Origin of the sequence: Thauera phenylacetica B4P, from assembly GCF_000310225.1 — a bacterium.
GTDB classification, from domain to species: Bacteria; Pseudomonadota; Gammaproteobacteria; order Burkholderiales; family Rhodocyclaceae; genus Thauera; species Thauera phenylacetica.
This window is the reverse complement of sequence record NZ_AMXF01000114.1, coordinates 1-12,727: the sequence shown is the minus strand read 5'-3', so window position 1 is coordinate 12,727 and position 12,727 is coordinate 1. Positions and strand designations below refer to the sequence as shown.

Below are 12,727 nucleotides of genomic sequence, written 5' to 3'. Positions count from 1 at the left end.
GGCTACGGCAAGCCGGGCGGCGGCTTCCGCGGCCACGACGAGCGTCGCCCGCACGACGAGCGCCGCCCGCCGGCAAGCGATCGCAAGGCCGGCGGCCACTCCGCGCCGGTGAAGCGCCAGGGCGAGCGTGGCGGCAAGCCCTTCCGCCGCCGCGAGGACTGAACGCCCGGCCGCCGGACTGCCCGCCCCAGCCTCTCGGGGTACGCAGCAGCCCGGCGGCTGCGCGAACTGCGTCACGACACCGCGGAATCGCCTGCCGCAGGCATCCCGGAAGCCCTAAAATGGGGAGTTATCCCACATTTTTCCGTCGATGCGTCGTAACGCTCTCCGCCCGCCCGCAGACTCGCCCGCACGCCCGCTCGTGCGCCCGGTGACCCGGCGGGGGCATCGCCCAACGGCCTCGATGGCCAGCCTGTGCTGATGCGACGACTCCTCCGCACCGCTGTCCTGCTCATCGGCCTGAGCCTGGGCAGCGCAGCTCTGCACGCCAGCACGGAGTTGGTTTTCGGCGTCTATTCGGCGCGCCCCAAGGCGCTCGTCGAGGCCTCGTGGAAGCCCTTCGTCGACTACCTGAACGCGCGCCTGGGCAGCGTCGAGGTACGCCTGCACGCGCTCGACGATGCCGGGCTGCAGCGCGCCCTCGCCGCGGGGGCGCTCGACCTGCTGCTGACCAACCCGGTGCATTTCATCGAGCTGCGCGCATCCAATCCGCTCTCGGGTGCCATCGCCACCGTGGTCGCCGATGCCGGCGGCCAGGCCCTGAACGAATTCGGCGGCGTCATCCTGGTGCGCGCCGACGACACCCGCCTGAGCACTCTCGCCGACCTGCGCGGCAGACGCGTCGGTACCACCCACGCCAACTTCCTCGCCACCTACCCGGCGCAGGTGCTCGAGATCAAGGCCGCCGGCATCGACCCCGGCTCGCTGCACATGTTCACGCTTCAGCACACCCAGGACAGCGTGGTCGACGCGGTGATCGACGGGCGGGTCGACGCCGGTTTCATTCGCACCGGCCTGCTCGAGGCCCTCTCCGCCGAGGGCCGCGACCTCTCCGGGGTGCAGCACCCCGGATTTCCCCTGCACAGTTCCACCCGGCTGTACCCCGAGTGGCCGCTGGTCGCCCTGCGCCAGGCCGACCCGGCGCTGATGCGCAAGGTGGCGGCGCTCGCGCTCGGCCTTGAGGCCGGCGACCCGGCCGCGCGGGCCGCCGGCATCCACGGCTTCACCATCCCGGCCGACTACGCCCGTGTCGAGGAAATGCTGCGCGAGCTGCGCCTGCCGCCCTTCGACGCCAGCCCGGCCTTCACCTGGAGCGACGTGTGGGTGCGCTACCGCGAGACGCTCTTCGTGCTCGGCCTCGCGACGATCGCGATCGTCCTGTTGCTGGCCCGCCTCGCGCATCGCAACCTCGCCCTGTCGCAGGCCAGCGCCGCAGCGCGCCGGCTGGCGGCGGAGATCGAGCTCGACCGCCACCACCTGCGCAACGTGGTCGAGGCCACGCAGGCCGGCAGCTGGGAGTGGAACCTGGAGACCGGCGAATGGAAGGTGGACGTGCGCTGGGCGGCGATGCTGGGGCTCCCGCCCGAGGCCTGCACCGGGCTCGGGCGCGCGTGCTGGCGCGAGCGCGTGCGCCCTGCGGACCTCGCCGAAGCTGAACTCGAGCTCGAGCGCCACATCCGCGGCGAGACCGCGTTCTACGAGCACGACCTGCGCCTTCGCCACCGCGACGGACGCTGGATCTGGATCTACGACCGCGCCCTCGCCGTGCGCCGCGACGCCGACGGGCGCGCCTTGCTGCTCACCGGCGCACAGGTCGACATCGACCGCCGCAAGGAGAACGAGGAGCGCCTGCGCCTGGCCGCGAGCGTGTTCTCGTCGAGCTACGAGGCCATCCTGATCACCGACGCCGACAACCGCATCGTCGACGTCAACCCCGCGTTCTGCCGCATCACCGGCTACAGCCGCGAGGAGAGCCTGGGCCGTGATCCCGGCATGCTCGCCTCCGGCCGCCAGGGGCGCGAGTTCTACCGCGCGATGTGGCAGGCGCTCGAGGAGCACGACCACTGGCAGGGCGAGCTGTGGAACCGGCGCAAGGACGGCGGCGAGTTCGCCGAGGTGCTGTCGATCAGCCGCGTGCGCGACGCGCGCGGGCGGGTGATCCACCATCTGGCGATGTTCTCCGACATCAGCCGGCTCAAGAAGCACGAGGAAGAGCTCAACCGCATCGCCTACTTCGACCCGCTCACCGGCGCACCCAACCGCCGCCTGCTCGACGACCGCCTGCGCCAGGCGATCGCGCACTCGCGCCGCACCGGGCGGCCGCTCGCGGTCTGCGTGATCGACCTCGACGGCTTCAAGCCGGTGAACGACCAGCTCGGCCACGAGGCCGGCGACCAGGTGCTGGTCGGCATCGTCGACCGGCTCGCCACGATCCTGCGCGCGAGCGACACCGTGGCCCGCGTCGGCGGCGACGAGTTCGTGCTGCTGCTCGAGGACATCGACGGCGAGCGTGTGCTCGAGCGCGTGCTCGACGCCATCCGCATGCCGATCGCGCTCGCCACCCGCCAGGTGTCGGTGTCGGCGAGCATCGGCGTCACCCTCTTCCCCGAGGACGACGCCGACCCCGACACCCTGCTGCGCCACGCCGACCAGGCGATGTACCGCGCCAAGCAGCGCGGACGCAACTGCATCCAGTTCTTCGACGCCAGCGTCGAAGAGCAGCAGCGCGTGCGCAAGGAACGCCTCGAGCGCCTCGACCTGGCCTTGCGCCGGCACGAGTTCGTGCTGCACTTCCAGCCCCAGGTCGACATGGCCGACGGCCGCCCGCTCGGCATGGAGGCCTTGCTGCGCTGGCAGCATCCGGAGCACGGCCTGATGCCGCCGGGCGACTTCCTGCCCGACCTCGAAGGCACCGAGCTCGAGACCCGGCTCGGCCAGTGGGTGATCGACCACGCGCTCGGCGCGCTCGAGCGCTGCCGCACCGCCGGGCTGGACATCGGCGTCAGCGTCAATATCGGCCCCCGCCCGCTGATGCAGGCAGGCTTCGTCGCCAGCGTGCGCAGCGCGCTCGAGCGCCACCCCGACATCCCGCCCGAGCGCCTGGAGCTCGAGATCCTGGAATCCACCGCGCTCGACGACATGGTGCTGGCGATGGACGTGCTCGAATCCTGCCACCGCCTCGGCGTGCGCATCGCGCTCGACGACTTCGGTACCGGCTACGCCTCGCTGCGCCATTTCCGCCAGCTGCCCTTCGATCGCCTCAAGATCGACCGCAGCTTCGTGCTCGACATGCTGGAGGACGGCGAGGCGCGCGCGATCGTCGGGGCCGTCGTGCAGCTCGCGCGCACCTTCGGCCGCGAGGTGATCGCCGAGGGCGTGGAGACGCCCGCCCACGCCGCGGCCCTGCTCAGCCTCGGCTGCAGGCTCGGCCAGGGCTTCGGCATCGCCCGCCCGATGCCGGTCGAGCACATCCCCGGCTGGTTTTCGTGGCAGACTCTCGCACCCTGCGCCGACGATGCGGCGTGCGCGAGCCCCGCCCGCTGCGCGCCAAACCGATCGGCCCCATAACTCGAACTCCGCCACGGCCGCCCTCGCGGCGGCGGCATACGCCGAATCATGAAGCTCCAAAGCTGGACGCACCACACCTCCGCCGGCTTCACGCTGCGCGGCCACCACAGCCCGCCGAGCGGTCGCCCGGTACTGCATTTCCTGCATGGAAACGGGCTGAGCTCGCTCACCTATGCGCCGATGCTCCGGCACCTGAGCGAGCATTTCGACCTCTTCCTGTCGGACGTGCAGGGCCACGGCGACAGCGGCCACGGCAGCCGCTTCCGGGGCTGGAACCACGCCGCCGAGATGGCCGCCGAGGCCTGGCTCGCGCACGCGCCGCGCTTCGGCGCGGTGCCGGTGCACGCCTCCGGCCACAGCTTCGGCAGCGTGCTCACCTGCCTGATGCTGGCGCACCACCCGCAGACCTTCAGCCGCGCCGTGCTGCTCGACCCGGTGCTGTTCACCCCGGCCATGATCGGCATGATGGCGCTCTCGGACCTGGTCGGCCTGGCCTCGCGCAACAAGCTCGCCGCCAAGGCGCGCACGCGGCGCCACCACTGGCCGGACCGCGCCGCGGCGCACGCCGGGCTGCACGGGCGCGGGGTGTTCCGCGGCTGGAGCGAGGACTCCTTCCAGGCCTACATCGACCACGCGCTGCGCGACGTGCCCGGCGGCGGCGTGGAGCTCAAGTGCCGCCCCACGCGCGAGGCGGAGATCTTCGCCTCCTACCCGCGCCGGCTGTGGTCCTCGCTCGCCCGCATCGAGCAGCCGGTGCTCGCGCTGCACGGGCGCGACACCTTCGCCTTCGCGCGCCACTCGGTCACGCGCTGGGCGGCAGGCAAGGCCAACGTGGAAAGCGTGCAGGTGGAGGGCGGGCACTGCTTCATGCTGGAGTACCCGCAGGCGACCGCGGAGAGGGTGGCGGCCTTCCTGCTCGACCGCCCGCGCTGACGCGCGCGGGGCGCGCGCCGTGTCCGCGGAGCGGGTCAGGCGGTGAGCTTGCGCGGCTCGAGCGACACGGTGTCGCGGCCGTTGGTCACCAGCACGTGGCCGTCCTGGATGGTGAATTGCAGGCGCATGGTGCGCTCGGCGAGGCGGCCGAGCTCGGCGCTGGCCTCGCGTTCGAGCTCGAAGACGCGCAGGTTGCCGTGGCGCTCAAGGCGGCCGCGCACCCCGTTCCACCACACCTCGAGCGCCCGCCCGTAGGCCAGCAGCACGACCTCGCACGCGCGCCCGCAGGCCTTGCGCACCCACTTGTCGTCGGGCTGGCCGACGTCGATCCAGCGCTCGATCACGCCGGTGAGGTCCCGCTGCCACAGGTCGGGCTCGTCGTCGGCGCACAGGCCCTTGCCGAAGGCGAGCGCCGGATCGGCGAAGAGCGCGAAGGCGAGCAGGCGCACCATCATGCGCTCGTCGGTCTCGGAGGGGTGGCGCGCGAGGGTGAGCGAATAGTCGGCGTAGTGGTGCCGATCCATGTCGGCGACCTGGATGTCGGCCTTGAAGACCGTGGCCTTGAGCGCCATCAGTGCACCTGCTGCGAGGCGCGGCCGGCCTGCTGCCAGGCCATCACCGCACGCGCCGAGTGCGCCATCACGAGGTCGCGCTGCGGTGCCGGCAGCTCGCGCGCGAGCGCGCCGAACAAGGCCTGGGTGGCCTCCTGCGCCACGCCCTCGGCAGCGAGGCCCTCGGCCAGGCAGCGGATCTGGATGAAGGCGAGCGCGTCGGCCACCAGCCGCCAGCCCGCCACCGGCATGCTGCGGGCGAGCGCGAGCAGCTGGCTGCCGAGCTCGCCGGCGAGGCGCAGGGCCTCGTCGCGGTGCCCGGTGGCGATCGAGGCGTGCCACAGCGCCAGGTGCAGGCCGCGGCGCAGCTCGACCTTGAAGTCGATGGCGTTCTCCTCGGCCGCGGCGATGCCCTCGAAGTGGCGCAGGAAGCGCGCCTCGGCGGCCTCGTCGAGACCGGTGCGCAGCGCGCCCACGAGCTCCGTGAGCGCCGGGATCGCCACCAGGCCGAAGGCGCGGCTCCACGCCAGCCCCCACTGGTCCATGCCGGCGAGCAGCAAGGCCAGGCGCAAGGCTCGCGCCTCGGGGTCGGCGGCGGCCGCCGCCCAGTCGGCGAGGTCGGTGCACAGCTGCGCCACGCCTTTCAGGCGCTCGGCGTCGCCCTCGGCGACGCTGAGGCGGAACACGCGCGCGAAGCTCTCCTCGGCCAGGCGCGCCGCCTGGCGCTGGGCCGCGGCGTCGACGTGGAGCGCGAGCGGGTCGGGCGGCAGGGTCTGCTCGGCCGGGTTCATGGCGTCTCTCCGATTCAGGCGCTGTCGCGCGCCCACAGCGAATGCACGACCTGCCCGACCTGGTTGCGCACGCCGTCGCGGAAGCCCTGCAGCATGCGGCGCAGCGCGACCGCATCCTCGGCGGTGAAGCCGCGCTTGAAGTCGGTCAGCACGAGGCGCGAGCGCGACAGCCAGTTGCCAGGCGCGTCGTCGATCGCGCACCACGCCGCCTCGGTCGGGTCGGCGCCGTGCTGGCGCAGCCAGGCCATGGCCTCGCGCTCGCGCAGGCCGTGCAGCTCGGCGCCGGTCTTGGGCAACAGGTGCGGCGTGGCGCCGGCGATCTGCGGGCGGACGTCCTCGGAGAAGCGGGCCACCAGCTTGGGCAGCGAGAACAGCATGCGCCAGTCGGAGGCGATCACGATGCGCGCTTCGGGGAACTCCCTCACCACCGCCTCGATGTGCCCGAGGCAACGGAAATCCTCGACCTCGCCCCAGGGATGGGTGACGCCATCGAAGTCCATGAAGATATATGCGATTCGTGTCATGTTTCCTGCTCCGGCGAACAAGGCCGCTGCCGGCGGGTTTGTGGATGTTGCAATGCGCAATATACTGTACCGGCACCGATACCGCTGCGTATCCGATTTCACGAAACATCACATTTCCGTCGCACAGCCCGGCGTATGCTTGCCGCTGTTGCGCCGCAACAACACCAACCCGAAAACAGGAATCCATCATGACCCCCATCATCAACCTCGAGGGCAAGGTCGGACTCATCACCGGCATCGCCAACGAGAAGTCGATCTCCACCGGCGTCGCCGAGGCCTGCGCCCAGGCCGGCGCGAAGCTGATCATCACCTACCAGAACGAGAAGACGCGCGCCTTCATCGAGCCGGTGATCCACCGCCTCGGCGTCGAGGACGTGTTCCTGCTCGACGTCACCCGCCCCGAGACCATGGACGCCACCTTCGCCGCGATCGAGGCGCGCCACGGCAAGCTCGACTTCGCCATCCACAGCATGGCCTTCGCCAAGCGCGACGACCTGCACGGCCGCGTGGTCGACACCTCGGCCGACGGCTTCGCGCTCGCCATGGACGTGTCCACCCACTCCTTCGTGCGCCTGGCCAAGAAGGCCGAGCCCCTGCTCGAGAAGGCCGGTGGCGGCGCCCTGGTGACGATGACCTATCTCGGCTCCGAGAAGGTCATCCCCAACTACGGCGTGATGGGCCTGTGCAAGGCGGCGCTCGAAGCCGCCACCCGCTACATGGCGGCCGAGCTCGGCGCCAAGGGCATCCGCGTCAATGCGGTCTCCCCCGGCCCGCTGATGACGCGCGCCGCCTCGGGCATCGCCGGCTTCGACGGCCTCATGGCGGCCGCGGTCGAGCGCTCGCCGATGCACGCCCTGGTGACGCCCGAGGACATCGGCGCGCTGACCGCCTTCCTGGTCTCGGACGCCGGCCGCCTCATCAGCGGCGGAGTGCATTTCGTCGACGCCGGCTATAACATCATGGCGTAGGCAGCGGAGGAATCATGATCGACCTGGAGGCGGCACGCGCGATGCTCGGACGGCAGTCCATCCTGCTGCCCGACCCCGTGCCCCCGCATGCGCTGCTCGACGGCAAGCCCGAGATCGGCCGCGGCGAGTACTCGATCGTGATCGACAAGGGCGACGGGGAGCGGGTGTACAAGGTCGTGAGCTCCCCCGCCGACTACTTCCTCTACACCGCCGACGACCGCCCGCGCGGACCGCACTTCCCGATCGTGTACGCCGACCATGGCGTGATCGGGCGGGCGCAGTCGGGCTATCCCTTCCATCTCATCGAGATGGAACGCCTCTACCCGCTCGCCGAGGGCTCGACCGCGGCCGAGCTCTCGCGCCGCCTGATCGAGTACTACTGGTCGGCGTGCGCGCAGTGGAACCGGCTCGGCGCCGACATGGGGCGGATCGCCCTGTACCACCTCACGGTCGACCCGCTCAAGATCGGCGACAGCCTGCAGGAGGCCCTGCGCGCCCTGTCCGACTTCGTCGAGGAATACCAGGTCCTGCCCGACATCCTCAACGCCAACAACCTGATGATGCGCGCCGACGGCACGCTGGTGTTCTCGGACCCGGTGTTCATCGCCTGAAGGGGCTTGCGGGTATCATGCCGGTTCGGGTGCCGCAGGGCACCGCACCGGACGACGCCATGAGCCCTCCCGCGCACGACCCCTGCGGTCACGACCACCCCCACGCCCCCCGCCCCGGCGCCGTCGGCATCCCGCGCAGCGGCGCCTTCGACGCGTCCGCCTTCGAGAAGGCCGTCGGCGACCTGCTGCGCGCCTGCGGCATCGCCCCCGACAACGCCCACACCGGACGCACCGCCCAGCGCGTGCGCGAGCTCTGGCAGCGGCGGCTGCTCGGCGGCTACGAGCTCGACCCCGCCGAGGTGCTCGGCGACGGCTTCGAGGATGCGCGCCGCGACATGGTGGTGATCCGCGGCATCGCGGTGCATGGCGTGTGCCCGCACCACCTCGTGCCCTTCCGCGGCGTCGCCCACGTCGCCTACCTGCCCGGCGGGCGCCTGCACGGATTCGGGCGCATCGCGCGCCTGGTGGACGCGATCGGTCACCGCTTCACCTACCAGGAATGGATGACGCGCGACATCGCCGACGCGCTGATGCGCCACGGCCACGCCGCGGGCGCAGCCTGCGTGATCGAGGCCGAGCAGCTGTGCCTGCTGCTCGGCGAGGACCGCCGCGGCGACGAGCGCGTGATCACCCAGGCCTTCGCCGGCGAGTTCGAACGTTCGGAGCAGGCGCGCAACGAGTTCCTGCGCGCGATCGAGGAACGCCGGCGCTAGGCCGACGGGTCGCGCGGGTGCAGGTCGATGACCACCGCGCGGCGCGCGAGCCGGTGCGCGGAGACGTCCACCAGCACCACCTCGCGACCTTCCAGCACGACGCTGCCGGCGTTGCGGTCGTCGCCACCCACCGAGTACTCGAAGGCGTAGCCGCGGCGCAGCACCACGCGGCCGTTGTCGTCGCGCGCCAGGCGCAGGCCCTGCCCCACCACGGTCTCGTCGAGGAACTGCACGCCCTCGCGCGCGCAGGCGCGGCGCGCGGCGTCGACGCCGATCTCGCGCGCCTTGAGGCTGTCGAACCAGTACCACACGATCGCGCCGAGCGCGAGGAAGCCGAGCAGTTCGACGAAGCTCATGCAACGGCCTCCGCGATCACGCTCGCGCCGCTCAGGGCAGCATCATCCCGCGGATCATGAAGAACAGCACCGCGGCCATCAGCGCCGAAGCCGGCACGGTGATGACCCAGGCGGCGGCGATGCGCATCAGCTGCGAGCGCTTGACCAGCTCGCGGCGATAGACCTTCTTGAGGCCCTTGCGCTCGCCCTTGGAGAAGTGCGCCGGGTCGTCCGCGTTCTTCGAGCGCTCCTTGAGGTCGGCCAGCATCTGCCCCTTCTCCTCGATGGAGGCCCTCTCGAAGCGCGCGATGAAGGCCTCGATCGCGGCGAGGTCCCCCTCGGGGTGGTGGGCCTTGATCTCGCCCACCATGCGGTCGTAGTTGCTCTTGAGGTACTCGCGCAGGAAGCCCACCCCGAACACTCCGCCCACCGCGATGTGGGTGGAGCTCACCGGCAGGCCGAGCTGGCTGGCGACGATCACGGTCAGGGTCGCCGCCATCGCAATGCAATAGGCACGCATCTGGTCGAGCTCGGTGATCTCGGAGCCGACCGTGCGGATCACCTTGGGACCGAACAGCGCCAGCCCGAGCGAGATGCCGATCGCGCCGACCATCATGACCCAGGTGGGGATGGTCGCGTCCCTGTGCACCACGCCCCCCGAGCTGACCACGTCGACGATCGCCGCGAGCGGGCCGACCGCGTTGGCGACGTCGTTGGAGCCGTGGGCGAAGCTGAGCAGCGCCGCGGCGAAGATCAGCGGCACGGTGAAGAGGCGATTCACGCTCGCCTTGGTGTTGGCGACGATGCCGCTGCTGCCGTGCAGCACCTTGCGCACCACGACGAACACCAGCGCGCCGACCACGGCGCCGTACACCATGGCGGACAGGAAATCCACCTTCCAGACCCGGTTGAGGCCCTTCAGGATCAGGTAGCTGGCGAAGGTCCACGCCATCAGGCCGACCAGCAGCGGGACGGTGCGGCGTGCGGCCGCGGCCATGTCCACCTGGTAGGTGATGCTGCGCTTGACCAGATACAGGAAGGCGGCGGCGAAGATGCCCCCGAGCACCGGCGAGATCACCCAGCTCGCCGCGATGTTGCCCATCGTCGACCAGTCGACGATGGCCGGGCCCGCGGCGGCCATGCCGGCGCCGAGCACCGCGCCCACGATCGAGTGCGTGGTCGACACCGGCGCGCCGACCGCGGTTGCCAGGTTCAGCCACAGCGCGCCGGCGAGTAGCGCCGCCAGCATGATCCACACGAAGGTGTCGGAGTCCTTGATGAGGTCGGGGTCGATGATGCCGTTGCGGATGGTGCCGATGACCTCGCCCCCGGCGATCAGCGCGCCGGCGGCCTCGAAGATCGCCGCGATGACGAGCGCCCCCGCCAGGGTCAGCGCCTTGGAGCCCACCGCCGGGCCGACGTTGTTGGCGACGTCGTTGGCGCCGATGTTCATCGCCATGTAGCCGCCGATCATCGCCGCCATGACCAGGGTCAGGTTGCCCTCGCCCGAGCCGCTGAGCGCCGAGTAGAACATGACCCCGACGATGAAGAGGACACCCATGCCGAGGCGGAAGACCTCGCCCCGGCCCTGATGAGCCGCCCTCTCGATGTCGCTGATGTGCTGCAAATCCACGATGAAAGTCCGTGTTACAGGAAAGCGCGTATTGTTTCAGAAATCTTGCTGCGGCCCAACGTGAATGATGTCCTCCGCCAGCCGCCTGGCGTGGCCTTACAGGCGGTCGTGCTTGTCCGCACGGCCGTGGGCGCGCTCGACCGGGTAGCGCTGCGCGTTGAGCACCATCTTGCGCCGCGCCGCATCGGCGAGCTCGATCCCGAGCACGTCGCCCAGGCGCACCAGGTAGAGCAGCACGTCGGCGAGCTCGAGGGCGACCTCCTCGCGGGTCGCGGGCGGCAGCGCCATCGACTGCTCGGCGGTGAGCCACTGGAAGTGCTCGATCACCTCGCCCGCCTCCCCGGCGAGCGCCATCGCGAGGTTCTTGGGCGTGTGGAAGGGCTCCCACGCGCGCTCGGCGGCGAAGCGCCGCATCGCGTCGCGCAGCTCGTGGAGCGCGTCGGGCGCGGTGCCGGCCGCGCTCGCGGCGCCTGCACCCGCGATGTCGCCGGACGGGCTCATTCGATGTGGTGCTCGAGGTCGAAGCCCGCGCCGCCATCGATCCCGAGGCGCTCGACCAGCCAGGGCAGCGCCGCCTCGAGGCGCTGCGGCAATACCCAGGGCGGGTTGATCACGTAGAGCCCGCTGCCGAACATGCCGAGGCCGTCGCGCGGCGCATCGCGCACCGCCAGGCGCACGTCCAGCCAGCTCTCGGCGCCGAGCTGGGCAAGGCGGCCGGGAAGCTGGCGCGCCTCGGTGCGGGCGAGCATCGGGTACCAGACCACGTAGGTGCCGGTGGGAAAGCGCCGCATCGCGTCGCGCACCGTGTCCACCACGCGGCGGTAGTCTTCCTTGACCTCGTAGGGCGGATCGATCAGCACCACCGCACGCCGCGACGGCGGTGGCAACAGGCTCTTGAGCGCGGCGAAGCCGTCGGCGCGGCGCACCTGCACGCGCTCCTGCTCGCTGGTGAAGGTGCGCTGCAGTGACTCGAAGTCGGCCGGATGCAGCTCGAACAGGCGCAGGCGGTCGTGGGCGCGTGCACGCGTCATCGCCAGCGCCGGCGACCCCGGGTAGAACAGCAGCCGGCCCTGGGGGTTGAACTGCCTCACCGCCTCGACATAGCTCGCCACGGCCGGCGGCAGGTCCTCGCGCCCCCACAGCCGTCCGATCCCGTCCGCCGCCTCGGCGGTCTTGCCCGCCTGCTCGCTGTCGAGCGCATAGCAGCCGCCACCCGCATGGGTGTCGATGTAGTACCACGGCTTGTCCTTGCGGCCGTAGTAGTCGAGCAGCTCGAGCAGGACGAGGTGCTTGAGGACGTCGGCGTGGTTGCCGGCGTGAAAGGCGTGGCGGTAACTGAGCATAGGGAGCTTCCTGAGGGGCGGGCGCATCCTATCACCCGCCGGCAGACCGCTCAAAATCGGGAAAAGCCCGCCGGATCAGCGACATTCACGGCACGGGCGCTGTTTGCAGGGCGCGAGGCGCTTGTTATGATGCCTGCCCCCTTGCGCCGCGCAGCCTCGGCGCGAGACATCGACAGCGAGAACGACAATGAGTATCTACGCCCTGGGCGACCGCAAGCCGAGCTTCGGCGAGGGTAGCTGGATCGCCCACAATGCGACGGTCATCGGATCCGTCACCGCGGGCCGCAACGTCAACATCTGGTACAACGTCGTGGTGCGTGGCGACAACGACCCGATCACGATCGGCGACGACACCAACATCCAGGACGGCTCGGTGCTGCACAATGACGATGGCGTGCCGCTGACCATCGGCAGGCACGTCACCGTGGGCCACATGGCGATGCTGCACGGCTGCACGATCGGCGACGGCAGCCTGATCGGCATCAACGCGGTGATCCTCAACAACGCGGTGGTCGGCAAGCAGTGCATCATCGGCGCCAACACCCTGATCCCCGAGGGCAAGGTCATCCCCGACCGCGCCCTGGTGGTCGGCTCGCCCGGCCGGGTGATCCGCACCCTGAGCGACACCGAGGTGGAAAACCTGGTGGTCAATGCCCACAACTACGTGGACAACGCCCGCCTGTACGCCGACCGCCTGTGCGCGCTGGAACCTTCCAGCGTGATCGCGAAGCCGGGGCAGTGATGCGCGCCACCCTCGC

The 12,727-nt window shown here is 70.8% G+C and carries 13 protein-coding genes; 6 read left to right on the top strand and 7 right to left on the bottom strand.

What is annotated here, in order from left to right; genetic code table 11:
* Positions 1-420: 420 nt before the first annotated feature.
* Both C667_RS14070 and C667_RS14065 read left to right on the top strand, forming a co-directional pair.
* The gene (locus C667_RS14070) at positions 421-3,567 is read left to right on the top strand and encodes an EAL domain-containing protein (RefSeq protein ID WP_039921597.1); all 3,147 of its coding nucleotides are present in this window, start codon (positions 421-423) and stop codon (positions 3,565-3,567) included.
* A gap of 48 nt (positions 3,568-3,615) precedes the next feature.
* Entirely contained in the window at positions 3,616-4,500 is an 885-nt protein-coding gene (locus C667_RS14065) for an alpha/beta fold hydrolase (RefSeq protein ID WP_004366470.1), read from the top strand.
* 35 nt (positions 4,501-4,535) lie between these two features.
* Here the strand turns inward: C667_RS14065 and C667_RS14060 are convergent, their stop codons facing one another.
* From C667_RS14060 to C667_RS14050, 3 genes are read right to left on the bottom strand one after another with little or no spacing between them, the layout of a single operon-like run.
* Entirely contained in the window at positions 4,536-5,072 is a 537-nt protein-coding gene (locus C667_RS14060) for a YaeQ family protein (RefSeq protein ID WP_004366468.1), read from the bottom strand.
* Positions 5,072-5,842: a hypothetical protein gene (locus tag C667_RS14055; protein ID WP_004366466.1), complete on the bottom strand. Its 771-nt coding sequence runs from the start codon at positions 5,840-5,842 to the stop codon at positions 5,072-5,074. Before C667_RS14055 ends, C667_RS14060 begins: the two co-directional genes overlap by 1 nt.
* Before the next feature lie 14 nt (positions 5,843-5,856).
* A complete protein-coding gene (locus tag C667_RS14050; protein ID WP_004366464.1) occupies positions 5,857-6,366 on the bottom strand; it encodes an HAD domain-containing protein in 510 nt (169 codons plus the stop codon).
* Between the two features lie 188 nt (positions 6,367-6,554).
* On the opposite strand from C667_RS14050, the gene fabI reads away from it, so the two are divergent.
* From fabI to folE, 3 genes are read left to right on the top strand one after another with little or no spacing between them, the layout of a single operon-like run.
* The gene (gene fabI / locus C667_RS14045; protein WP_004366462.1) at positions 6,555-7,334 is read left to right on the top strand and encodes an enoyl-ACP reductase FabI; all 780 of its coding nucleotides are present in this window, start codon (positions 6,555-6,557) and stop codon (positions 7,332-7,334) included.
* A 14-nt stretch (positions 7,335-7,348) separates the two neighbouring features.
* Positions 7,349-7,945, top strand: a complete 597-nt coding sequence (locus C667_RS14040; protein WP_004366461.1) for a hypothetical protein — start codon at positions 7,349-7,351, stop codon at positions 7,943-7,945.
* Between the two features lie 59 nt (positions 7,946-8,004).
* Positions 8,005-8,658, top strand: coding sequence for a GTP cyclohydrolase I FolE (folE, locus tag C667_RS14035; RefSeq protein WP_039921594.1), 654 nt, complete (start codon positions 8,005-8,007; stop codon positions 8,656-8,658).
* On the opposite strand, the gene C667_RS14030 is transcribed toward folE, so the two are convergent.
* The 4 genes from C667_RS14030 to C667_RS14015 all read right to left on the bottom strand — a co-directional run bounded on the left by C667_RS14030 (position 8,655) and on the right by C667_RS14015 (position 11,969).
* Positions 8,655-9,014: a DUF3301 domain-containing protein gene (locus C667_RS14030; RefSeq protein WP_004366457.1), complete on the bottom strand. Its 360-nt coding sequence runs from the start codon at positions 9,012-9,014 to the stop codon at positions 8,655-8,657. The genes folE and C667_RS14030 overlap by 4 nt on opposite strands.
* Before the next feature lie 31 nt (positions 9,015-9,045).
* Entirely contained in the window at positions 9,046-10,626 is a 1,581-nt protein-coding gene (locus tag C667_RS14025) for an inorganic phosphate transporter (RefSeq protein ID WP_004366455.1), read from the bottom strand.
* 96 nt (positions 10,627-10,722) lie between these two features.
* Positions 10,723-11,127 carry a nucleotide pyrophosphohydrolase gene (locus C667_RS14020; RefSeq protein ID WP_004366453.1) on the bottom strand — a complete coding sequence of 135 codons (405 nt, stop codon included), beginning with the start codon at positions 11,125-11,127 and terminating at the stop codon, positions 10,723-10,725.
* On the bottom strand, positions 11,124-11,969 hold the full coding sequence (locus C667_RS14015; protein ID WP_004366451.1) for a 23S rRNA (adenine(2030)-N(6))-methyltransferase RlmJ: 846 nt from the start codon (positions 11,967-11,969) through the stop codon (positions 11,124-11,126). Before C667_RS14015 ends, C667_RS14020 begins: the two co-directional genes overlap by 4 nt.
* Before the next feature lie 187 nt (positions 11,970-12,156).
* Here C667_RS14015 and C667_RS14010 point away from each other — a divergent pair, with 187 nt between their 5' ends.
* Positions 12,157-12,711, top strand: a complete 555-nt coding sequence (locus C667_RS14010) for a gamma carbonic anhydrase family protein (protein ID WP_004366449.1) — start codon at positions 12,157-12,159, stop codon at positions 12,709-12,711.
* Positions 12,712-12,727: the final 16 nt, after the last annotated feature.

Coding starts and splice junctions, on each gene's coding strand:
- C667_RS14070 (WP_039921597.1), top strand. CDS start 421: ATGCGACGACTCCTCCGCACCGCTGTCCTGCTCATCGGCCTGAGCCTG.
- C667_RS14065 (WP_004366470.1), top strand. CDS start 3,616: ATGAAGCTCCAAAGCTGGACGCACCACACCTCCGCCGGCTTCACGCTG.
- C667_RS14060 (WP_004366468.1), bottom strand. CDS start 5,072: ATGGCGCTCAAGGCCACGGTCTTCAAGGCCGACATCCAGGTCGCCGAC.
- C667_RS14055 (WP_004366466.1), bottom strand. CDS start 5,842: ATGAACCCGGCCGAGCAGACCCTGCCGCCCGACCCGCTCGCGCTCCAC.
- C667_RS14050 (WP_004366464.1), bottom strand. CDS start 6,366: ATGACACGAATCGCATATATCTTCATGGACTTCGATGGCGTCACCCAT.
- fabI (WP_004366462.1), top strand. CDS start 6,555: ATGACCCCCATCATCAACCTCGAGGGCAAGGTCGGACTCATCACCGGC.
- C667_RS14040 (WP_004366461.1), top strand. CDS start 7,349: ATGATCGACCTGGAGGCGGCACGCGCGATGCTCGGACGGCAGTCCATC.
- folE (WP_039921594.1), top strand. CDS start 8,005: ATGAGCCCTCCCGCGCACGACCCCTGCGGTCACGACCACCCCCACGCC.
- C667_RS14030 (WP_004366457.1), bottom strand. CDS start 9,014: ATGAGCTTCGTCGAACTGCTCGGCTTCCTCGCGCTCGGCGCGATCGTG.
- C667_RS14020 (WP_004366453.1), bottom strand. CDS start 11,127: ATGAGCCCGTCCGGCGACATCGCGGGTGCAGGCGCCGCGAGCGCGGCC.
- C667_RS14015 (WP_004366451.1), bottom strand. CDS start 11,969: ATGCTCAGTTACCGCCACGCCTTTCACGCCGGCAACCACGCCGACGTC.
- C667_RS14010 (WP_004366449.1), top strand. CDS start 12,157: ATGAGTATCTACGCCCTGGGCGACCGCAAGCCGAGCTTCGGCGAGGGT.